General features: G+C 48.3%; 17 protein-coding genes. 6 read left to right on the top strand and 11 right to left on the bottom strand.

Features of this window, described 5'->3' with window-relative positions; genetic code table 11:
* Positions 1-20: 20 nt before the first annotated feature.
* The 5 genes from apaG to lptD form a co-directional block, all read right to left on the bottom strand.
* The gene (gene apaG, locus KV201_RS10425) at positions 21-401 is read right to left on the bottom strand and encodes a Co2+/Mg2+ efflux protein ApaG (protein WP_006080538.1); all 381 of its coding nucleotides are present in this window, start codon (positions 399-401) and stop codon (positions 21-23) included.
* Between the two features lie 48 nt (positions 402-449).
* Positions 450-1,256, bottom strand: coding sequence for a 16S rRNA (adenine(1518)-N(6)/adenine(1519)-N(6))-dimethyltransferase RsmA (gene rsmA / locus KV201_RS10420; protein ID WP_006085825.1), 807 nt, complete (start codon positions 1,254-1,256; stop codon positions 450-452).
* Positions 1,257-1,271: 15 nt separating this feature from the next.
* Positions 1,272-2,258: a 4-hydroxythreonine-4-phosphate dehydrogenase PdxA gene (gene pdxA, locus KV201_RS10415; protein ID WP_006085824.1), complete on the bottom strand. Its 987-nt coding sequence runs from the start codon at positions 2,256-2,258 to the stop codon at positions 1,272-1,274.
* A gap of 6 nt (positions 2,259-2,264) precedes the next feature.
* On the bottom strand, positions 2,265-3,569 hold the full coding sequence (gene surA, locus KV201_RS10410; protein ID WP_011846029.1) for a peptidylprolyl isomerase SurA: 1,305 nt from the start codon (positions 3,567-3,569) through the stop codon (positions 2,265-2,267).
* A gap of 242 nt (positions 3,570-3,811) precedes the next feature.
* Complete coding sequence (gene lptD / locus KV201_RS10405) at positions 3,812-6,109, bottom strand: LPS assembly protein LptD (RefSeq protein WP_226059266.1); 2,298 nt, start codon at positions 6,107-6,109, stop codon at positions 3,812-3,814.
* Between the two features lie 159 nt (positions 6,110-6,268).
* Between lptD and KV201_RS10400 the strand changes: the two genes are divergently transcribed.
* From KV201_RS10400 to KV201_RS10380, 5 genes are all read left to right on the top strand, one after another.
* Positions 6,269-7,312 (top strand): aminoglycoside phosphotransferase family protein, encoded by a 1,044-nt coding sequence (locus KV201_RS10400; protein WP_226059265.1) that lies wholly within the window; start codon positions 6,269-6,271, stop codon positions 7,310-7,312.
* Positions 7,309-7,986 carry an N-acetylmuramate alpha-1-phosphate uridylyltransferase MurU gene (gene murU / locus KV201_RS10395; protein WP_071940195.1) on the top strand — a complete coding sequence of 226 codons (678 nt, stop codon included), beginning with the start codon at positions 7,309-7,311 and terminating at the stop codon, positions 7,984-7,986. Before KV201_RS10400 ends, murU begins: the two co-directional genes overlap by 4 nt.
* A gap of 69 nt (positions 7,987-8,055) precedes the next feature.
* On the top strand, positions 8,056-8,844 hold the full coding sequence (gene djlA / locus KV201_RS10390; RefSeq protein WP_226059264.1) for a co-chaperone DjlA: 789 nt from the start codon (positions 8,056-8,058) through the stop codon (positions 8,842-8,844).
* 41 nt (positions 8,845-8,885) lie between these two features.
* Positions 8,886-9,518, top strand: coding sequence for a porin family protein (locus tag KV201_RS10385; RefSeq protein ID WP_226059263.1), 633 nt, complete (start codon positions 8,886-8,888; stop codon positions 9,516-9,518).
* A gap of 35 nt (positions 9,519-9,553) precedes the next feature.
* A complete protein-coding gene (locus KV201_RS10380; RefSeq protein ID WP_226059262.1) occupies positions 9,554-10,507 on the top strand; it encodes a D-2-hydroxyacid dehydrogenase in 954 nt (317 codons plus the stop codon).
* Between the two features lie 65 nt (positions 10,508-10,572).
* Here KV201_RS10380 and KV201_RS10375 read toward each other — a convergent pair whose 3' ends face one another.
* The 4 genes from KV201_RS10375 to purT form a co-directional block, all read right to left on the bottom strand.
* Positions 10,573-12,858: a hypothetical protein gene (locus KV201_RS10375; RefSeq protein ID WP_226059261.1), complete on the bottom strand. Its 2,286-nt coding sequence runs from the start codon at positions 12,856-12,858 to the stop codon at positions 10,573-10,575.
* The gene (locus tag KV201_RS10370; protein ID WP_226059260.1) at positions 12,848-14,308 is read right to left on the bottom strand and encodes a DUF3142 domain-containing protein; all 1,461 of its coding nucleotides are present in this window, start codon (positions 14,306-14,308) and stop codon (positions 12,848-12,850) included. Before KV201_RS10370 ends, KV201_RS10375 begins: the two co-directional genes overlap by 11 nt.
* Before the next feature lie 144 nt (positions 14,309-14,452).
* Positions 14,453-16,177 carry an RluA family pseudouridine synthase gene (locus KV201_RS10365; RefSeq protein WP_226059259.1) on the bottom strand — a complete coding sequence of 575 codons (1,725 nt, stop codon included), beginning with the start codon at positions 16,175-16,177 and terminating at the stop codon, positions 14,453-14,455.
* Between the two features lie 364 nt (positions 16,178-16,541).
* Positions 16,542-17,717 (bottom strand): formate-dependent phosphoribosylglycinamide formyltransferase, encoded by a 1,176-nt coding sequence (gene purT, locus KV201_RS10360; RefSeq protein ID WP_226059258.1) that lies wholly within the window; start codon positions 17,715-17,717, stop codon positions 16,542-16,544.
* A gap of 280 nt (positions 17,718-17,997) precedes the next feature.
* On the opposite strand from purT, the gene KV201_RS10355 reads away from it, so the two are divergent.
* Entirely contained in the window at positions 17,998-19,509 is a 1,512-nt protein-coding gene (locus tag KV201_RS10355; protein ID WP_226059257.1) for an AAA family ATPase, read from the top strand.
* 106 nt (positions 19,510-19,615) lie between these two features.
* Here the strand turns inward: KV201_RS10355 and KV201_RS10350 are convergent, their stop codons facing one another.
* Both KV201_RS10350 and cysW read right to left on the bottom strand, forming a co-directional pair.
* Complete coding sequence (locus tag KV201_RS10350; protein WP_226059256.1) at positions 19,616-20,746, bottom strand: sulfate/molybdate ABC transporter ATP-binding protein; 1,131 nt, start codon at positions 20,744-20,746, stop codon at positions 19,616-19,618.
* Positions 20,743-21,609, bottom strand: a complete 867-nt coding sequence (gene cysW, locus KV201_RS10345; RefSeq protein ID WP_226059255.1) for a sulfate ABC transporter permease subunit CysW — start codon at positions 21,607-21,609, stop codon at positions 20,743-20,745. Before cysW ends, KV201_RS10350 begins: the two co-directional genes overlap by 4 nt.
* Between the last annotated feature and the right edge of the window lie 5 nt (positions 21,610-21,614).

Raw genomic sequence — 21,614 nt, 5'->3', positions numbered from 1 at the left:
GTACCCCTTTCCTAACGATATTAATGTAGTAAGCCTGGGGTCGCTAAACGGAAGGGACGGATCGTCGCTTGGAAATGCTCACCCGATTCGCTGACCATACCATAAGTGCCATGCATTATGCCAAGGGGGGTATCGAGCACTGTGCCACTGGTGTATTGATAGGCAGTATTTGGCGCTATGGTTGGTGTTTCACCGACAACTCCGGCGCCTTGGACTTCACTGGTATTGCCATTGGCATCTGTGATTATCCAGTGACGGGTTTCGAGTTTAGCCGCCTGCTCACCTAAATTGATGATAGTGATGGTATAGCTGAAGAGGTATTTTTCATCCTCGGGCGAGGACTGCTGCTCTATATATTCAGTTTTAACTTCAACCCGAATGGAGGTGTCCAATGCGCTCATTCTTGTTCCTAGGCTCTGGTTAAAGGGCACCTAAGTGCCCAGACATATTTATGCTTTCTTATCGCAAACCATGTTAGCCATAGCAACATACTGTTGCACGCTAATCTGCTCTGGGCGTTGACTTGAGTCAATCCCTAATTGCTCGAACTCATCGTCAGATAACATGTGCTTTAAGTTATTACGCAGAGTCTTACGACGCATGTTGAACGCCGTAGTACAAAGGTGACGTAGTACGGTCACATCTTTGCAAGGGAACGGCTTTACAGCGTATGGCAATAAGCGTACGACTGCTGAGTCGACCTTAGGCGCGGGCGTAAAGCTGTGGGGCGGCACTTCAAGAACCGGAACCACTTGGCAGAAGTATTGCGCCATTACCGTTAAACGGCCATAGGCTTTACAGCCTGGGCTTGCCGATAAACGCAGTACCACTTCTTTTTGCAGCATAAAGTGCATGGTTTCAATCTGTTCGGCAAATTCGAACAGGTGGAACATCAGCGGCGTTGAAATGTTGTAAGGTAAGTTACCAAACACTTTCATCTTTTTGCCTGGCACACTCAGTTGACCAAAATCAAACTGCAGTGCATCACCTTGGTGAATGGTCAGTTTATCTTTAAGGACTGGGTGATGATGTAAGCGTTCAACTAGATCGCGGTCAAGTTCGACGACGGTCAGGTTATCTACAGCTTCGGCTACGGGTTCGGTTAAGGCACCAAGGCCTGGGCCGATCTCGACCATCACATGGTGATTATCGGGGGCAATTGCGCCCACAATGCGGTCAATCACATTGCCGTCGGTAAGGAAGTTTTGTCCGAAACGCTTTCTGGCCGTGTGGCCTAAATGTACTTTGTTGCTCATTAATAATGTAATCGTTTAGTTCTTTGAGGATAACTCAATGGCTTTATTCAGAGCACACACAAAGCTGCCAATATCGGCTTTGCCTGTACCCGCGAGATCGAGCGCCGTACCATGGTCAACCGAGGTACGAATATAAGGTAAACCTAAGGTGATGTTTACCGATTTGCCAAATCCTTGTGACTTGAGAACGGGAAGTCCTTGGTCATGGTACATGGCCAAGACGACATCGGCGTCCTGTAAATATTTAGGTTGGAACAGGGTATCGGCCGGTAATGGGCCGACAATATTCATCTGGAACTCTTCTCGCAACTCGTTGAGTGCAGGAATAATCACGTCGATTTCTTCACGCCCTAAATGGCCGTCTTCACCTGCGTGTGGATTAAGGCCACAAACATAAATTTTCGGTGAAACTATGCCAAATTTGCTGATGAGATCGGCATGTAAAATCTTGATAATATGCTGTAGGCGTTGACGCGTTATCGCTTTTGCAACATAGGCCAGTGGAATATGTGTGGTCACGAGTGCCACTTGTAATCCCGGCGTTGCCAGCATCATCACCACATCTGGGCAATTTGCTTGATGGGCAAAAAACTCAGTATGGCCACTAAAGGAAATACCCGCTTGATTGATAATGCCTTTGTGTACCGGACCTGTCACGACTGCATCAAACTCGCCGCTCATGTTTTTCTCGCCCGCATAACGCAAGGTTTCAACCACATAAGTGCTGTTTTGCTCATCGAGCTGACCGCAAATCGATTCGGTCACTAGCTTGAAGGGGGCAATGGTTAATGTGCCCGCTTCTTGCGGTTTAGGCGCTTGATTTGGCTGGTAAGGACGGAAAGTCACTTGCAAACCGAGTCGTTTAGCACGGCTGGTTAATAATTCTGGATCCGCACAAACGACTAACTCAGCAGGCCAAGCCTGCTGAGCGAGTTGTACGACTAAATCGGGGCCAATACCTGCGGGTTCGCCTGGGGTAACGGCAATACGTTTAGTGCTCAATTAGAATTAACCTCGATTGGTCTCTGGCTGGAAGATTTCAATGTATGCGTCTGAACGCATTTCGTCTAGCCAGTTTTGCAGTTCTTCGTTAAATTTGCGACGGAAGATTAACTGGTGCGCACGGTTACTGTTGAACTGATCTGTGGCATCGGTTTTTCTGCGTTCTTCTAACTGGGTAATGTGCCAACCGTGAGTAGTACGGAATGGCTCGCTGATCTGGTCAGTTTTTAAACTGTTAAGGGTTTGAGCGAACTCTGGCACGTAAATGCTTGGCTCTGCCCAACCTAATTCGCCGCCTTTAGTGGCTGAACCTGGATCTTCAGAATATTGACGCGCTAGGTCTTCAAACTTAGCTTCACCTGAGCGAATTTGCTTCAGAAATTGCTCAAGCATGGCTTTAGCACGATCTTCTGACAAAATTGGCGATGGCTTGAGCAAAATGTGGCGCGCTCTGACTTCTTCAATTTCTTTGGTTTGTAGGCCGCGAGCATCCATGATCTTAATGATATGGAAACCTGCACCACTCTTAATCGGGCCGATAATGTCACCTGTTTTTGCACCATTGATCACTTCGGCGAACAGGGTTGGCATTTCGTTGATGTTCATGTAGTCCCAAATACCGCCTTCGAGTGCTTTAGGGCCCGAAGAAGATGCGATAGCGGTACGACGGAAATCTTCACCACTCTTTAAACGCTCCAAAACGATATTGGCACGTTTGCTCGAGGATTCCAGTTGTTCACTGGTAGGATTATTTGGCACGTCAATCAGGATGTGGCCAATTTGGTATTCCACATCTTTCATCCCTTGTTCTTGGATGAGTTTGACTAGGCTAGTAATTTCCTGTGGTGACACTTGGATACGACGTTGTACTTGAATACGTTGAATTTCACCTAAGGTGATTTCTTCGCGCAACTGCTCGCGGTATTGGCTGAAGCTTAACCCTTCGCTTTCAATTTTCTGTTGCATCTGCGCCACAGATATTTTTTGTTCGCGTGCGATGTTTTCAATCGCTTGGTCTAATTGTAAGTCACCAATATGCAGGCCAATACGATCTGCCATTTGCAGTTGTAAACGGGTCAAGATCAAACGTTCAATCACCTGAGTACGCAGGGCACTGTCAGAAGGTAACGATTGGTTTGCCGTTTTGGCATTGGCTTTAACAGTGTCAATCATGTTAGTGATTTCACTTTCGAGCACTATGCCGTCGTTAATTTGGACAGCAACGCGGTCGAGCGGCTGAGGTGCGGCCAATGTAGGTTGGCTGATAGCGAGTGCAAATAAAGCAAAAATCAGATGTTTACTGGGTTTCATCCACAAAATCCTTGGCACGTTCTAAGGTCAGGTTCGACGGCTTAATTGAAATAACTTTACCATTTATATCGAAATTACAGCGAGTTGCCCTAATGTAATTTTTTGGCGATGCATTTGAGTGCATGGTTAAACCTTAAGATCCGCTTTTATTAGCGTTAGCAAAAGGCAAACGATAAAGCACTCATTAACCTGTTTGGACTCTCAGTCCTTGTTGAGGTTCAGCAATCTATCACAATTCTTTGCTAATTCCTCAGATAAAGCGGTTTTCTGTAGTTAAACAGGCCGTCATTGAGCATGTCGGTTACGCCTAATGGGCCAGAACCACCGAGTCCTTTAATGACTAAATTCAGGTAGAAGCCGCTTTCAAACTGCTCACGCGAGTCGATAGCAGCAGAGCCTATGTTGTCGTCATAGTTAGTTTTAATGCGGTAGTGATAACTAAATCGCACCGCATAACAACATGATTCGTATTGAATACCTGTGTAGGTTTCAATGCTGCGGCTTTCGTTTAAGTCATAATACCAATTACCCACGAAGTAGAGATCGTCACTGATGGGCCAAGCGCCACGAACACCCGCTTGGGAGATGTTCACAGTATCATTGGTATTGGAGTTCAATAAATCGGGGACGTAGCGATAGCTAAATTGCAGCAATTTGTTCGCTTCGGGTCTGAAATCTAAGGTGACTTCCGTTTTTTTATTTTCACTGGTGTTGGTGTCGTATTGAATCGCCGCACCCATGTACCAATCATTCGTCAAACGGGTATCTAACTCGGCAGCGAGTACAGATGTCGATTGATTTGATTCAAAAATATTGTCTTCGTAGCCGACTTTACTGTCTTGCAGGTAAAAAATTTGCCCTAGGCTGAATTTAGTCGCCTCTTGGTTATGACTATCAAAGATACGCGTGGTAACACCTAGTGTGACTTGGTTCGCATCGGAAATACGATCTAGCCCCGAGAAGCGGCGATCACGGAATAGACCAAAATAGTCATCCTGTAATTGGGCCGTATCGTAAATTCCTATGCCGCGTTGGTCTTCGTAGCCAACATAAAGATATTGGAATTGCGGTTCCAGTGTTTGGCGATAGTTTTCATCGAAAAGCTCAGTAAAACGCTCGAAGTTAATCTGACCATTAATCCGTACCTGCGGAATAGTACGGCTTACCGTGTCATCGACAACAAGATCAGGGTCTTCATTATGCTGCCAATAATTGGTCTGCATCAGCTTCACTTGGCTGGTGAGTGAGCCTGAAGGTCCGTGAATTGGCAGGGTCACGCTCGGTGACATATGTAAACGCGTCGCCGTGTTCACATTATTGTCTTGATGGGCAAAATTCGTCAGCTCTGAATTAAAGCCAAAATCTAAATTGTTCCAAAAATCGGCGGCGCGATAGTTAAAGTTGACCTGAGGCATCACCTGATACGGTTTTTCGTCTTCACCGAGTACTTTAATATCTTGAACCCGGGTGCTGATATCCCAGTTACTTTCGAAGTAGTTGATTTCACCTATGCGCGACAGCTGGTTGTCGGTAGCACGGTTAACATCTGACTTTAAGTCATTGAAATAGTTGTTGTCTGACACGTCGGTAAAATTAGCTAATACCCGCCAATTCTTGTCGATTGATCCTTGGTGTTGCCAGTTGTACAGGTAGCGATTAGGGCTGCCACTGATCAATTGATCGTTGCCTAGATATTCAAAATTGACTCGGCCTTTTTGAGCCTCGCCTGCTAAATAACCAAACTCAGTCTTAGTGAATAAACCACGGTTAGACATATAGTTAGGCGTAAAGGTTAAATCATATTCTGGGGCAATGTTCCAGTAATAGGGTGCAGCTATTTCGACGCCATTGGTGGTACTGGTACTAAAGCTTGGGTAGAGAAAGCCCGACTTACGTTTATCAGAAACCGGCACTGTCATGTAGGGAATGTAGAATACAGGCACGCCGCCGACTCTTAACTTGGCATTCCAAATTTCGCCCCATTCTTCTTCACTGTTAATCTTGATTTTCTCGGCTTCGAGCAGCCAAGAGACATTGTCGGGTGGACAAGTGGTAAAGTTAGTATTGGTTAAAATTAAATTGTTATTGATGGTAATTTGCAGCTTTTCTGCATCGCCATGAACCTGTTGTCCATGCAGCCAATATTGCGCCCCTTTAAGGGTGGCACGATTGGAGCGCATTTGAGCTTGTAATGACTCGGCGGTAACAGTGAAGTTACTGTCTTGGAAGACTAAATTACCATTTGCATCAAACTGTTCGGTCGCTTGATCTAGAATCGCCTCATCGGCCGCTATGTGTCTATCGCCTTGGCTAAAAAGCACATCACCACGGAAAATCGCCTGTTTGCCCATTTCGGCATTGGTATTATCAGACGTGATACGAATTTTGTTGAGTTCAGCCGCACTCATCCCTTGGGTTTGAGATACGATACGGGGTACTGGCGGTTCGATTAAGCATTGAGATGCCGAAGCGGTTGGAGAGTCGTCTGCCAGGACTAATTGCGGTAACAGGCTCAGGGCCAGAAGGTATCGGATCTGCATCTTTAGGTCAGTAATTATGATTTCTTATTCTGGACAAGTATGGATGGGGAAAGTTGCAATTTACAAACGCAACGCCGCTTAATAAATCTCTCAATTTCTTAGCTGTTTCCAAATTATATGCCAGCTATAATAAAGCAATTTTTCTTTAAGAGCCATGAAATGACTTTATCCGATCCGAGATTTCTTTCCCTAAATCAGTGGCTGAATGCATATTTTTCCGATGAGGTAACACCGATATTGATTTCCGGTGACGCAAGTTTTAGACGTTACTTTCGGATCACGACGCCCGATGCCACCTTTATCGCCGCAGATTCACCGCCACAACTGGTGCCCATCGCACCCTTTATCGCCTTATCTAATGCCTATGCCGCCGTGGGACTGACAGTTCCAAAAGTGATCCATGCCGACGCCGCTCAAGGTTTTATGCTGATGAGCGACTTAGGCGATACACAGCTGTTATCAGTGCTTAACGTGCAAAACGTGGCTGACTATTATCGTCAGGCGCTCGATTTACTGCCGCAAGTGGCTTCTGTGGTTGCAAGTCAGCATCTTGATAGCGGCCTCGTTCAGCCCTTACCGCTGTACGATGAAGCCTTTGTTCGCCGTGAATTGCACATCTTTACTGAGTGGCTACTCGGCACTCATCTTAATTTGTCTTTGGACGAGTCAGAGCTGCAAATGCTAAGCGATAGCTTCGATCTGCTTGTCGACAATGCGCTATCTCAACCTAGTGTGGGGATGCATAGGGATTTCCATAGCCGCAATCTTATGCTGCAAGCAGGCGAATTGTGCGTAATTGATTTTCAGGATGCTGTCGTCGGCCCTGTGACCTACGACGCGGTATCGCTATTGCGTGATTGTTATATTCGCTGGCCGCAGCCGTTAGTCGCAGACTTGATGCAATACCATTATCAGCAAGCACTCGCGCTAGGCTTCATTCCCGCACAGACCACTCTTGAGCAATATCAAACTTGGTTTGATCTCATGGGCTTGCAGCGTCACATCAAGGCGGTGGGGATTTTTGCACGGTTAAATTATCGTGACAGTAAACCTGCGTATATGGCGGATATTCCACTGACATTAACGTATATTGTCGACATTGCCATGCAGTATCCCGAACTCGTGCCATTTGCACACTGGTTGACTCGTCGCGTGTTGCCTGCGTTTACAGCTAGCCAGTCTTTATTTGAGGTTAAGCAATGAAAGCCATGATCTTGGCCGCCGGACGAGGTGAGAGGTTACGGCCGTTAACGGATAATATGCCTAAACCTATGGTGCCAGTATTAGGTAAACCGTTGATTGTTTATCATATTGAAAAACTTGCCGCGTTAGGCATAGTCGATATCGTCATTAATCATGCTTGGCTGGGGCATAAATTAGTCGAGGCGCTGGGCGATGGCAGCGCTTTTGGGGTGCGAATTCGCTATAGCGCCGAAGAGAGTGCGCTTGAAACCGGCGGCGGCATTAAACGGGCTTTGCCTTTATTGTGTGAGGGTGAAAGCGATGAACCCTTTTTGGTCATTAATGGTGATGTGTTTATCGATGCCTTACCGCCAATCACGCAGCTTGCTGCCGATACGCTCGCCCATCTCTGGCTAGTGCCTAATCCTGAGCAGCATCCGCAGGGGGATTTCGCCTTGAGTGGCAATCGAGTGCAGGAGCTTGGTGAGACTAAGCACACTTTCTCTGGCATGGGCATTTATCGGCCTTCGCTGTTTAATCACACGCCGCAGGGCGCGTTTGCACTCGGTCCGCTGCTTAGAAAGCAAATGGCCCAAGGCCGAGTCAGCGGCGCGCTGTTTCACGGGCTTTGGTGCGATGTTGGCACGATTGCACGCCTGCAAGGGCTCGAACTGAGATTACAAAGCAATACCTAAATATCTGTGCTTGCTTATCCATAGGATAGTGCTGGCACATCAAATACATTATTGAAATCAGGATATAAGATGCGCTTTTGGGGTAAGTTTTTTGGGTTTATCATTGGCTTTATGTTCGGCCGCATCTTTGGTGCTTTGCTCGGCTTGTGGCTCGGACACCTCTACGATAAGCGCGCGGCTTCTGGCGTGGGGTTTCGCGAGGTTCTAGGGCAGTCTAAGAATCGCCAAGCGATCTTCTTTAACACTACCTTTGCGGTGATGGGGCATGTGGCGAAAGCGTCGGGACAGGTGACTGAAACCGATATTCGCATCGCGACCCTGTTGATGGATCAAATGCGCTTAACCGGTGAAGCCCGTAAAGAAGCGCAGCAGGCGTTTCGCGAGGGGAAATCGGCGGATTTTGATCTACGCAGCAGCCTCCAAGCTTTCCGCGTTATTACCATGGGACGCAAAGAGTTAGTGCAGATGTTCATCGAAATTCAGATCCAAACGGCATTGTCCGATGGTGAACTGGATCCCGCTGAACACGCTATCTTGATGACGATTGCCCAAGAGTTAGGTTATGGTCGAGCGCAGTTAGATGAGTTACTGAAGCGCTGGCAAGCGGAGTTTCGCTTTCATCAGACCTCAAGTGGCAACAAAACATCGATTACCGATGCCTACAGTTTGCTGGGGATTACTAACGAGGCCAGCGACCAAGAAGTTAAGCGAGCTTACCGTAAGTTGATGAACGAACATCATCCCGATAAGTTAGTCGCTAAAGGCCTGCCACCGGAAATGATGGAGCTGGCAAATCGTAAGGCACAGGATATTCAAGCGGCCTATGACAGAGTCAAGTCTGAGCGCGGTATGCGTTAGTCTTGATTGCTTTGGATTGTATAAAAGATAAGGAATTCATTATGAAAAACACGCATAGCCTGTTGCTGTTGGCGAGTTTGTTACCTGTGACTATGTCCGCGCAGGCTGAGGTGTTTGTCGCACCTTTTGGCGGTTATAGTCTGGGCGGCGGTCAATTTGATGTTAATCAAATTGACGTCAACGCAGATCAAACGGGCGACAAGAAAAATGTGAAGGTCGAGGAATCAAGCCATTACGGCCTGATGCTGGGCATTGGCACGAATGATCCCGGTAATATTTATCTTTTATACAGTCACCAAGCCTCTGAACTCAAAAGTGGCGGTTTGTTTACGCCCGATCGTCTTACCTCTTTAGACTTAGATTACATCCACTTAGGCGGGACTTTATATTTCCCCCGTGGCGATATTCGACCCTACGTCACCGCAAGTGCGGGGATAACCCGCATGTTGCCCAACGCTTGGTCGAGTGAAACGCGTTTCTCTATGGGGATTGGCGGTGGGGTCGAGTATCAAGTGACTCAACACTTTGGTTTGTTTGCAGATATCCGCGGTTACGCGACGTTTATCAACAGCGACAGTTCGTTGTTTTGCAATGAAGATGAATGCCTATGGCACATTACGTCGGATGTGATGTGGCAGGCGCAGGCTAACCTTGGGTTCAAAGTCAGTTTTTAGCGCTAACACATCGTCTTAAAAGGAGATTTAGCGGCATGAAGATAGTTGTACTCGATGGCGAAACCTTAAGTCCTGGCGATCTCAGTTGGCAATCCTTGACTGAATTAGGCGAGTTTGCGTGTTTCCCCCGCACCGCTGGCGCCGATATTGTCGCGCGTGCCCAAGGTGCTGAGATCATTCTCACCAATAAAACACCGCTTAATGCTAAGACTCTGGCGCAACTTCCGGCACTGAAATACATAGGCGTATTGGCAACGGGTACTAACGTTGTCGATATAGCGGCTGCAAAAGCGCGCGGTATAGTGGTAACGAATGTGCCCGCCTATGCGCCCGATGCCGTAGCGCAGATGGTGTTTGCCCATATACTGCATCACACCCAAGCCGTGGCTGCCCATCATCAAGCTGTGGTTGATGGTCAGTGGGTGAACTGCCAAGATTTTTGTTTCACCTTAATGCCGCTGCAATCCTTAAAAGGCAAGACCTTAGGTTTGATTGGTTATGGTGATATTGGCCAGCAGGTTGGGACGCTCGCTCTTGCATTCGGGGTGAAAGTGCTCGTCAATACCCGCTCTGTTATCAAAGACTTGCCCCAAGGTGCCACTTGGGCACCGCGTGATACTGTGCTGAGCGAATCAGATATTATTTCGCTGCATTGCCCGCTTACTCCTGAAACTGAGCAATTTATCAATCAACAAACTCTTTCTTTGATGAAGCCTAATGCGCTGCTGATTAATACGGCGCGCGGTGGATTAATTGATGAGGCCGCGCTTGCTGCAGCGCTTTGGCAAAACCGTATATTTGCCGGTGTCGATGTGTTATCGACCGAACCGCCCAGCGCGGATAATCCCTTGTTGCATGCACCGAATATCAGTATTAGTCCCCACAATGCGTGGGCGACGAAGGAAGCGAGACAAAGTCTACTCAATATTGCCGTGGCGAATGTGCACGGTTATTTGCAGGGTGACGTGATTAACTGCGTGAACAAGTAAAGCGGTATGCGTCTTTCTCTCTTTTCATCATATCGACGTTGAGAGAGAAAGACCTGAATGGTTAGTTATTGTTGAGTCTTTCTTCTACGCATCCACCACACACTCAATAAGCCCGTGATGGCTAATACGCCAAATACGACGGGCTTTTTCAGCTTGTGATACAGGGCGTTCCATTCTGCAATTTCATTGGCCTGCGCTCGTTTTTCTGCCCCGTCAAAATCGGGCGTTTCACACTGCATACCAAAGTTGTCGGCCCAAGGCACAAAGGGGCCGTTGGCGACGTATTTTTTGTAGTAGCGTAGGGCAAGTTCTTGATCTCGATACAATACCCAACCTGTGGCTTGGCAGAGTAGCGCGGCGTAGGCTTGGCTGTTGTGGGGCACATGATCCGATGCCTTGTTGGCCAGTTCCGCCGCCGTGTAACGATAATGAAAGCGTTTATCGGGAACGGCTTGGCTGGCGCTTAACCGCAGCTGTTCTTTCTCGGCCAATTTGCTCGGTTCATTCCAATCGCTTAGATCGAATACCCCTTGGTAGATAGCGTAATCTGGGGCTAATTCAAACCCTAAGATTTCCATACCTTGATGGCGGGCAAGTTCTGCTGCAGCCCAATAGGCCTTAGCGCTATTAATGCCTGTTGCATTTTTCGCCGCGTTCAGCTCAGTGCCATAGGTGAGGGCGCTGGCATTAAGATTAGGATTAGGGAAATAATCAGGCGCTTCGGCAATTGCGCCTTCACGTAATAATCTGCGGCCCAGTAAATAGCGTAAGCGATTGTTAATCGGCTCTATATTATCGTACCAGTCGCTATCTTTAGGATATTCGAAGGCGATAAGCGGCACATGCTCATCGATAAATAACTTAAGTTCAGCCGTGGTGAGCACGCGCTCCGCCACATAGGCGATGTCTTGCCAGTACTCGTCGCCGCTGGCGAGTAAGTGATTGAGCGCATCGACATATTCGCCGCGCTCTAGGGATAACACGCCTTGCTCGGCGCGAATACGGCAGTAAGTGGCTGTATCTTCATCGGCATTAATGGCTTGCTGCTGAGTCTCTTTGGCATCAACTGTAGCCAATACTTCATTGGACTGTTTGGGGAAGTGACGCGCTGCCTGAGCATAGGCCTTGGCCGCTTCAGCTTGATCGCCCTTTTGTAGCAGTAATTTTGCGTTGAGCCACCAAGTGAGGCCGCTGGGTTTCGCGAGCGTCAATAGGCGCTCAGCACTGGCATAATCCCCAAGCTGGTAATAAATCGCGGCTAACTTATCGCCATGGTTGAGTTGTAAGCCATCGGTTGGAAACACTTTGAGGATTTCAGCTACCTTTGAGCCCATTTCCGAAAGCTGGCCATCGTAGGCAAATTCATTGGTGCTGCTTTGCCAATAGGCAATCAATAACTGCTGCACGCTCGTCTGTTGCAGTAACGGTTTCAGCTCAGCAATGTCTTTCCCCATCAAGGTGCGGCTTAACATCAATAAGGAATCATAACCGCCGCTATCGCCTTGCACCGATTGGGTGGCGTAGAGCTCAATCGCCTTATTCAGTGCATCAGGGTTAAGCATCATTTGCAGCTCTGACTCGGTTTCACCTGCACCTTGATTAGTCACTTGCGGGAGCCGCTGGCCTTGGTGAAGCAGGATATAGGCTTGCTCCCCCAGGCTCGCTAAGCTCAAACGCAGGGGATCGGCGGCGCCTTGGGCGACTTCGGTTTGCAATTGAATCAGGTAAGCGTTGGCACGATTAAAGTGCTCAGGATCCGCCGAGGTTTTACTTAAGATAAGCTCGATACGCGACAGCGAATAGAGTGCCCACAGGCTACGAGAAGCGCGTTCGCTTTCTGGTAATTTAATGATTTTGCTAAAATAGTTACTCGCTCTATCATAATCTTTTGCCTCAAACGCCACGGCGCCTAAGGTGTACCAGGTCAGCGCTTGGGGCAGATCCTTATCCAACTTCGCAGCCATTTGTTCGGCCTCGATTGGACCTGTCGCATCCCGTAGTGTGTTCACTAAAATTAAATGTGCTTCACTTAACTCGCTGTTTTCAAAGGCGCGAGTTTGTGACAGGTAACGGCTATGCACTTCATCCCACAGATATTCCTGCGCGGCTGGCGCATCTTGATACTGCCAAGGCAAAGGTTTTGCGAGGGCGGTAAGCTGCTGGCTAAAGGAGGTTTGCGGTAAATAACTGAGATTACTCTGCCTGTCTTGAGTCAATTGCAAAGGGAAATCGGGGCCGCAGGCCAAGAGCATTGGCGAAAATAGGCTTAAACAGATAAGTGTGGTCTTTTTAAGCATAAAAGCCCGATTGGATGTTGCCATTGTGGATGATGATTTTGGCTTATGGCGCATAAATTCCCTGTAAATATAATGACTCACAACGTGCCCAGCCTATCACTTTCTGGCCGCCAGGGTTGAGCATGTGTTTTTGAGTGTCTTTGTTTGGTTGCGGCATTGGCATGTTCGTAGCGCTTGAAGCTGTTTCAGTCGGCGCCAACGCGGCGGTATTGTCAGCTCGCCACTGCCAGACTAACAGCCCATTTTTTTGTATTACGCGATAGCCATTTTGCGCATCATACCCGCTGCAAGCTTGTCCCGCTAGGGACAAAGTCGCGGGAATCTCACCAGCAATATTACCGCGATTAATTAAGCTCAGTTGGAAGAGCTGTGGCTTGAGGATTTCTTGGTTTTTAGTCTTATTTTCAGTGGCTAATGTCGTTTGGGTATCGTTATCGCTTGAGATCACTAATTCAATCTTGGCGGCAAGTTTACCTTGCTGCGCAACGGCGATTAAGGTGTCGAGTGGCCAGACTCTTTTATCCCCTTCCAGCGGCAGCCTGAACCAGATAATGCCTTTGAGCTTGCCATCCGCGTGGCTTTGCAGTTTTTGCACAAAAGTTTGCAACACTTGCGGATCGGCCATCAGTTCCTCAACGGCATGGGTGTCATTGAGTTGACCCCGCAGCGGTGTTTCACTCTCCACTTTATAACCTGAAGCTGTGCTGATGACCGCCGAGCCGTAAGCGGGAAGCGCAATAAGATAAGGCACAGTACTGATTTTTGAGAGTTGCTGCACCCATTGCCAACCTTGAGCGGCATCGAATAGTCCGAGGCGTGGGTCGCTCACGCTGTGAATTTGCAGCACGAGTTCATCGATATTGGTGAGTAATGCGGGGAAATCGGCGCTATTGAGCCAAGCGGGCAGGGCGGTAATGCTGAGTTTGAGGTCTGCTGGCAACTGCGCTTTAAACTTTTTAAGAAAATCCCGATAGACGGGCAGTTTGCTGCTAGCGCTGTCGTGATCGATTTCAACTCCGGCGATGTGCGTGCCTTTTGCCTGCCAATTTGCCAGTACTTGGCTAATTTTATGGATCACTGCTTCATCATTTAAATGCGCGAATTGGCCATCTAAGCGAACCACGGCGATTTTGGGCCTAGGATCTGCCTGTAGCCAAGCATGATTGACCGCGACTTCAAACCAAATATCTGCGCCATTGGGTTTGGGATGTGCTTGCAGCGCTAAAATGCGTAATCCTTGGAATGCTCCTTGGCTTTGCACTAATGCCGTTTGATTGGCGGGGCGCCATTGGCGCTGCCAGATATAGACTTCCTGCGCGAGTGGAGTACGAATAGCTGCGGATTCTGAAACGGCTTTTGTTGGGTAACTGGCATTTGGGTTTGCCGTGAGTTTGCTCGGTTCCGATGCGGGCTGACAGGCGCTTACGAATAGAGTGGTGCTCAACAAAGCGAATAAGAACCATTGATTTCGGCTAATGTTTTTAACCAGATTGCCTATGCCCATACTACTGCTATCGATTCCGTTTTTGAGTGAGGCATTACTATGCCCGAAAAAGCCCGCTTTTACATCGCGGTCAAACTTCTGATAATGCCCCCTAAGCTTGGTTCTTCCTTGGGTGCCTTGCTAATCAATATCAGAACACAGGTCTCAAAAATCAGGATCGACCTGAAAGCGCATCCGTTCACGGGTAACGGGATGCTGAAGCATCAATAAATCCGCATGCAGATGCAGGCGATTGGCGCGAGTGCCGTAGAGGTCGTCACCGACAATCGGGGTATTTAGCCCCTCTGAGTGGGCGCAGTGAACCCTGAGTTGATGGGTTCTGCCTGTTTTTGGATACAGATATATGCGGGCTGTAAGTTCCATTTCATCAAGTTGGCTCAATTCCCAATGGGTTTCGGCTGCTTTACCAAACTCGTGGCAAACGAGTTGTCTCGGTCTATCGTCTAAATCACCACGCAAGGGTAAAGAGATGTTACCCGTCGCCTGCTTATTTGCCATTACCGCAGGAATTCCCGCTAAAAGTGCTACATAACGTTTAGTCACAGTGCGCTGGATAAATTGTTTTTGCAGCTGTTTATGGGCATCTTTTGTCAGCGCGATCACCATTAATCCCGAGGTCGACATATCGAGCCTGTGGACGATTAGCGGCCCTGTGGCATGGGGAAAGGTTTGGCACATACGCGAATACACTGAGTCTTCAATTTCTTTGCCAGGCACGGATAAAAACTCGGCGGGTTTATTCACAATCGCCATCGCATCGTCTTGGTAGAGGATGGCTAAGGTTTTGCCTTCGGCGGGGTTGGTCAGCAGAGGGTTGTCATCAACCACGAGTCCTTCGAGCATATGTCCCAGAATAGGTTGGCATTTTCGCAGGCAGGCGGGATAAAACTGCTTATGCTGGCGGATTTCTGATTTTGGCGGCGCGCCCCACCAAAACTCGGCAATCGCCAATGGTTTAAGGTCATGTTTAAAGGCGTAATGTAACAACTTAGGCGCGGCACATTCGCCCGAGCCTGCGGGCGGGGTTAACTCAACCGTGCCATTAAATATGCCGTTCAGACTCTTTTCTGTGCCTTTAATATTGAGAAAACGATACTGCTCAAACAGCTTTTGCTGCAGCGCCGCCGAGAGCCGCTTACGCTGTTGTCGTAACGCATCGCGCTCATCTGTCAGTTGGCTTAGCGCTTGGCTGATGGTATGAATACGTTCATCCCAATAGCGTTTAATATCTCTTAACTGATTCTTTTCACTGATGCTTTCCTGGCTGAGCTTTGCTTCAGTTATTGCGTTTTCACGCAAGGTCTCATCAGTCGGATTGGCAGCCAATTGGGCTGCGAGTTGATTACGCTGCGCCTTGCGAGATTGGCGGCTATCGATCATCACTTGTCTGTGGGCGTCAAGTTCGGCTTGCGCTTGAGCTTGTTCAGTTTCTAGCTCGGTTGATAGCCTCGGAATGTCGGGATGGTTTTCTACTGCAAACAGCTGCTCGTTAATTTGGTTGATTTGCAGATTTTCGGCGTGGAAAAAATTGTCCTTAGCCAGCATATCAAACACAGGTGGAACAAAGCGTGGCCAATGGTTTTGCTCGGCTAATTTGCCCGAAAATGCAGATAAATAGCCGACTTCACCTTGCGGATTTTGTACCAGCAATACGCCGAACATCTTGCCAATGGCGCCAGTTAACTCACCCGTTAGGCCAAAGTTATGTTGCCATTCGTGCTGAGTCTCGAGGTGGTGTTGTAATTCGTTGGCTGCAAGCACGCATAATGGATGCGGTTCGTAATAGAAAGGAAAAGTAAAACGTTGCGGCAGGGCATAGGCATCAATGGCTTGTGTGAAAGAGGTAAAGCAAGAAGGCTGAAGCTGCATATGGATTTCTACTACTATTGGTTTCTATTACTAATGGTTTTTTTGCTGCTGGAGTTTACTTAGATCACGCTCGAATTAAGCCACAGCTCGAAATCAATCGTCTTAATCAGCGCTCGCAATAAATTACTCTGAACAACTCGCCCGAAATTAAACTCGTACCACAGGGCTTGTTCTGCTTAGCGTGCAATCTTAGGCCACAAGACAAGGGTGCTAGTTTACTCTGTCGGTTTGGGTGGGTCACTTTTTATTGGTAAAGGTTCTGGATGCTGTACTGTGTGCATTGAAAAAGGGAAATGGCGTTGAAGCGCATTTCCCTTTGATTTGTAGCTTGTGCTTGAAGCCAATTTTAAGCAGCTAAACCCGCTTAAAAGATGACCTTCACTTTACTGGCGCTATCGAGTGCTTTGCTGACTGCGCTGTCGATATCGATATCACGGGCAAGCGCGACACCTAAGCGGCGGCGGCCATCGATATCGGGTTTGGCAAATAATCTGAGTTGAGTGTTGACCGCCTCTAATGCAGCGGCAATACCTTGGTAGCGGATATTACTTGAGGTGCCTTCGGCCAAAATCACCGCCGAGGCGCTTGGTCCATGCTGATGGATATTGGGGATCGGCAGACCCAGAATCGCTCTAACATGTAGGGCAAATTCCGATAAATCTTGGCTGATGAGAGTCACTAAGCCTGTGTCATGTGGCCTTGGTGAGACCTCAGAGAAATACACTTCATGGCCTTTAACAAACAGCTCTACGCCAAATAATCCATAACCGCCAAGGGCTTCGACGACTTTGCTCGCAATCGCTTGGGATTTTGCTAGCACTTCATCGGACATGGCTTGTGGCTGCCATGACTCACGGTAATCGCCATCTTCTTGTCTGTGGCCAATCGGCGCACAAAAATGAATGCCATTGACTGCGCTAATGGTTAACAGGGTGATTTCATAATCAAAGGGAATAAAACCTTCGACTATCACGCGCCCGCCGCCGGCGCGGCCACCTTCTTGAGCGTATTGCCATGCTTTATGGCTGAGGGCGATATCGCGAATAACGCTCTGACCTTTGCCCGATGAGCTCATGACTGGCTTAACCACACAGGGCACACCGATTTCGCTAATTGCTTGATTAAATTCGGTTTCAGTATCGCAGAAAAAATACGGAGAAGTCGGTAAACCTAAGGTCTCAGCGGCGAGGCGACGAATCCCTTCTCTGTCCATCGTGAGCTGAGTTGCCCGGGCTGTCGGGATGATATTTACCCCTTCGGCTTCCATGTCCACTAAGGTTTGGGTGGCGATGGCTTCAATCTCTGGGATGACTAAGTGCGGTTTTTCTAACTCGATAACTGCACGCAGGGCGTTGGCATCGAGCATATTGATCACATGGGAGCGATGCGCGACTTGCATGGCGGGGGCGTTGGCGTAACGGTCAACGCCAATCACTTCAACGCCTAAGCGTTGCAGTTCAATGGCCACTTCTTTGCCAAGTTCACCGCAGCCGAGCAACATGGCGCGACGTGCGCCCTCAGTGTAGGGAGTGCCTATCATGTGTGGGTACCTTTATGTTTGTAGGTGATGTTATATTTTGTTCTATATTATTTACCGCAATGCTTTGGCTGACATTTTTGTATGAAATGTTTTCGCCTCGTTTGGGTATTGTTATGCAGCCAGTTTACCCCAAACAGACCTTAGTCGCCCACGCTAAATCTGCTACTGTGCTTGGGATCACGGCTTTGGCGTTTTATTAATAATTAGTATTGGAAGCAGTATGTTAGTGCTGCTGAACAGATGAGTTTTGCGAGATAAATAAAAAAGGAATGTGAAAGACATGCAAGATATTCGCGATTTAACCTCAGTGCTGCGCTCCAATACGCCAATCGTAGTGATTGAAACCTATGAAGAATATCGCGTGGTCGAGCTACTTAAGCGGGTCGCCAGTGTGCTTTATCAACCTGTGTTTACTTGGAGCATTACCCAAGGTTTAGCACGGGTCGATAAACCTATGGCGGCGCAAAAGTTTAATAGTGAACCCACAGATTTACTTGGGCAAATTAAATCAACCTCGCAGCAGGGGATTTATGTGCTGTGCGACTTTCATCCCTTTGTGATTGATGCGCCAAAGAATGTCCGTTTACTCAAAGAAATCGCCCTCGAATACGAGACACTGCAACACACATTAGTGCTAGTGAGCCATGCCTTTGATATCCCGCCCGAAATCAAACGTTATTGCGCCTATTTTCAATTAACCTTGCCAAGCACAGTGCAATTGCAAAACCTGATTTACCTTGAGGTCGATAAAATTCGTCACCAAGGCACGCCGTTATTGGTCGATGATACCGCTGTAGTCAAATTGGCAGAGAATCTGCGGGGCGTGACCTTAGACGATGCCCGCCGTCTGGTGCGCAAAGCCATAGTTGATGATGGTGCTATTACCTTGTCTGATATCGATGCCATCAATAAAGCCAAGTTTCAGTTACTCGACTTAAATGGCGTGCTGCAATTTGAATACGACACCAGTGATTTTTCGCAGGTCGCTGGATTGCATAATCTAAAAAAATGGCTCAAGCAGCGCGCGCCCATAGCGGCAGCTAGCACTATTGATCAAGGCGCCCAGCTGGCTCCAGTTCTGCACGCCAAAGCGCTCGAAGCACCTAAGGGGATTTTACTGCTCGGTGTTCAGGGCAGTGGTAAGAGCCTTGCGGCTAAGGCTGTGGCGGGCGTTTGGCAACGACCTTTGCTCAGGCTCGATATGGCTGCTTTATATAACAAATACATAGGTGAAACCGAGAAGAACCTGCGAAATGCACTGGAGCTCGCCGACATGATGTCGCCCTGCGTGCTTTGGATAGATGAAATTGAAAAAGGCTTAAGCGGCAGTAGCAGCGATGAGGGCACCTCGACGCGGATCCTCGGTACCTTACTCACTTGGATGGCGGAGCGTAAATCTGAAGTGTTTGTGGTGGCGACCGCGAATGACATTCAAGCCTTGCCGCCAGAATTGATGCGAAAGGGCAGGATGGATGAAATCTTTTTTGTCGATTTACCCGACGAAGCCATACGTAAAGCCATCTTCTTAATCCATTGTCAGCGCCGTGGAATCGATGTGGCGAGCTTAGATCTCGCCCAATTATCGGCCCGCAGCCAAGGATTTTCTGGCGCCGAAATCGAACAAGCGGTTATTGCTGCCATGTATACCGCAAGAAGCGTTGAGCGCAGTGTCGATCAAGTGTTACTACTAGAAGAACTCAGTAAAACTCGGCCTTTATCTGTGGTCATGAGCGATAAAATCAATGCGCTACGACAATGGGCCGCAAGCCGAACCGTGAATGCCCATGAGTAAGATTTCTGCTTCATGCCATGAGTGCTAGCTAGATCCGGCTGACGGCTTTAGCGGTATCACTGCCCAGTGATACCGCCAATGCTGCTGATTTCTATCAGAATGAAATTTAGATGTCGAAGGCGAGACTGCCAGGTGCCAGGAATGGCCAGCTTAGACGCGTTGGTGAGCTTTCACCTTGCGCCCCAAAGAAGTAACCGGTTCTTGGGGTGGCGTAAACCATACTGCCTTTTTGTAACCCGAGTTCATGCAGATTATGGTGGGTGAACTTGGCTTCCCACAGCTCTTCGCTATGCCAGCCGTGTGGGGCTAATTCCACTCTGACTTCGGCGCCAATGGGGGTCATGGCGACAATATCGAACGGTAAATTTGCCTGACTATTAGGCTTGTTTGACAGCGCTAATTCGTGACTGCGAACATAGAGCACGCCATCTTGCTGTAATGTTTGTTGTTCTGGGGGCGTTAAAAATGCTTGGCCATTTTCCCAACGTTGATGTTGCCAACTAGCTTCAAAGACATTGACGTTACCGAGAAAATCAAACACAAAGCGACTATTGGGATGCGAGTATAACTCAGCAGGCGTATTGATTTGTTCTATATGACCATTGCTCATTACCACCACTCTATCAGAGAGTTCAAGCGCTTCATCTTGATCGTGGGTCACAAACACGCTGGTGAATTTCAATTCCTCATGCAGGCTGCGTAGCCAGCGGCGTAGTTCTTTACGCACTTTGGCATCCAAGGCGCCAAAGGGTTCATCGAGTAGCAAGACTTCGGGTTGCGTCGCGAGTGCACGGGCCAACGCAATTCGCTGTTTTTGTCCACCCGAGAGCTGTTCGGGATAGCGCTGCGCGAGATGGCCTAGTTGCACTATCTCCAGCAGTTGTGTCACTCGCTTATGAATTTCTGCCGCCGAAGGTCTTTGCTTTTTGGACATGACTTCGAGTCCAAAGGCGACGTTATCGGCGACCGTCATATGGCGAAACAGCGCATAGTTTTGAAACACAAAACCCACGCGTCTTTCACGCACATGCACTTGGGTGACATCTCGGTCACCGAAATAAATGTTGCCGCTATCCGCTCCCTCGAGCCCAGCAATAATCCGCAATAACGTGGTTTTACCCGAACCAGAAGGCCCCAACAGACCAATCATTTCCCCTTCTTGAATATCAAGATCCAGCGGGGAAAGCGCCTGAAACTTGCCAAATTTCTTGGAAATATTAGTAAGACGAATACTCATAATGGGCTCTGCTCTTTATTGTCATTGGCGGATAAACTGCGTTGTTGTCGCCATTCAACGACGGCTTTTAGCATTAGGGTCACTAGCGCAATCAGGGCGAGTAATGACGCGCTCGCGAAGGCAGCTTCGGCCTGATAATCTTCATACAATAATTGTACATGTAAAGGTAAGGTATTGGTTTCGCCGCGAATGTTGCCAGACACTACAGCAACGGCACCAAATTCGCCCACGGCTCTGGCATTGGTGAGGATCACACCGTAAATCAGTGCCCATTTGATATTAGGGAGCGTTACTCTGCGGAAGAGTTGCCACCATGAGGCGCCAAGGATCACTGCGGCTTCTTCTTCCGATGCGCCCTGTTGTTGCATTAATGGAATGAGTTCTCTGGCAACAAAGGGACAAGTGACAAAAATGGTGACTAACAGTATTCCCGGCCAAGCAAACATGATCTGCAGATCGTGCTCATAGAGCCATTCGCCCAGCCAACCACTGTTGCCATAGAGCAGTAAATAGAGCAAACCTGCGACGACAGGGGAGACCGCAAACGGAATATCAATTAGCGTGATTAATAACTTGCGACCCGGGTATTCAAACCGAGTGACACTCCACGCCAGCATAATTCCGAACACTAAATTAATAGGGACTGTGAGCGCCGCAACCATCAGCGTCAAACCAATCGCATGCAGCGAATCTGGCTGACTTAAGTGGCCGATATAACGCTCCCAACCACCAACAAACGCTTGTTGAAAAATACTCACCAGCGGCAATAGCAACAATAGCAAGCCTAAGAATACGGCGAGTGTAATCAGGCTCCATTTGATAAGAGGGGCTTCACCGACTCTTAAGGGCTTAAATGAGTTCATGTTTG

Source organism: Shewanella sp. SR1 (genome assembly GCF_020447145.1).
Classification (GTDB): domain Bacteria; phylum Pseudomonadota; class Gammaproteobacteria; order Enterobacterales; family Shewanellaceae; genus Shewanella; species Shewanella baltica.
This window is presented reverse-complemented; position numbering and strand designations above follow the sequence as displayed.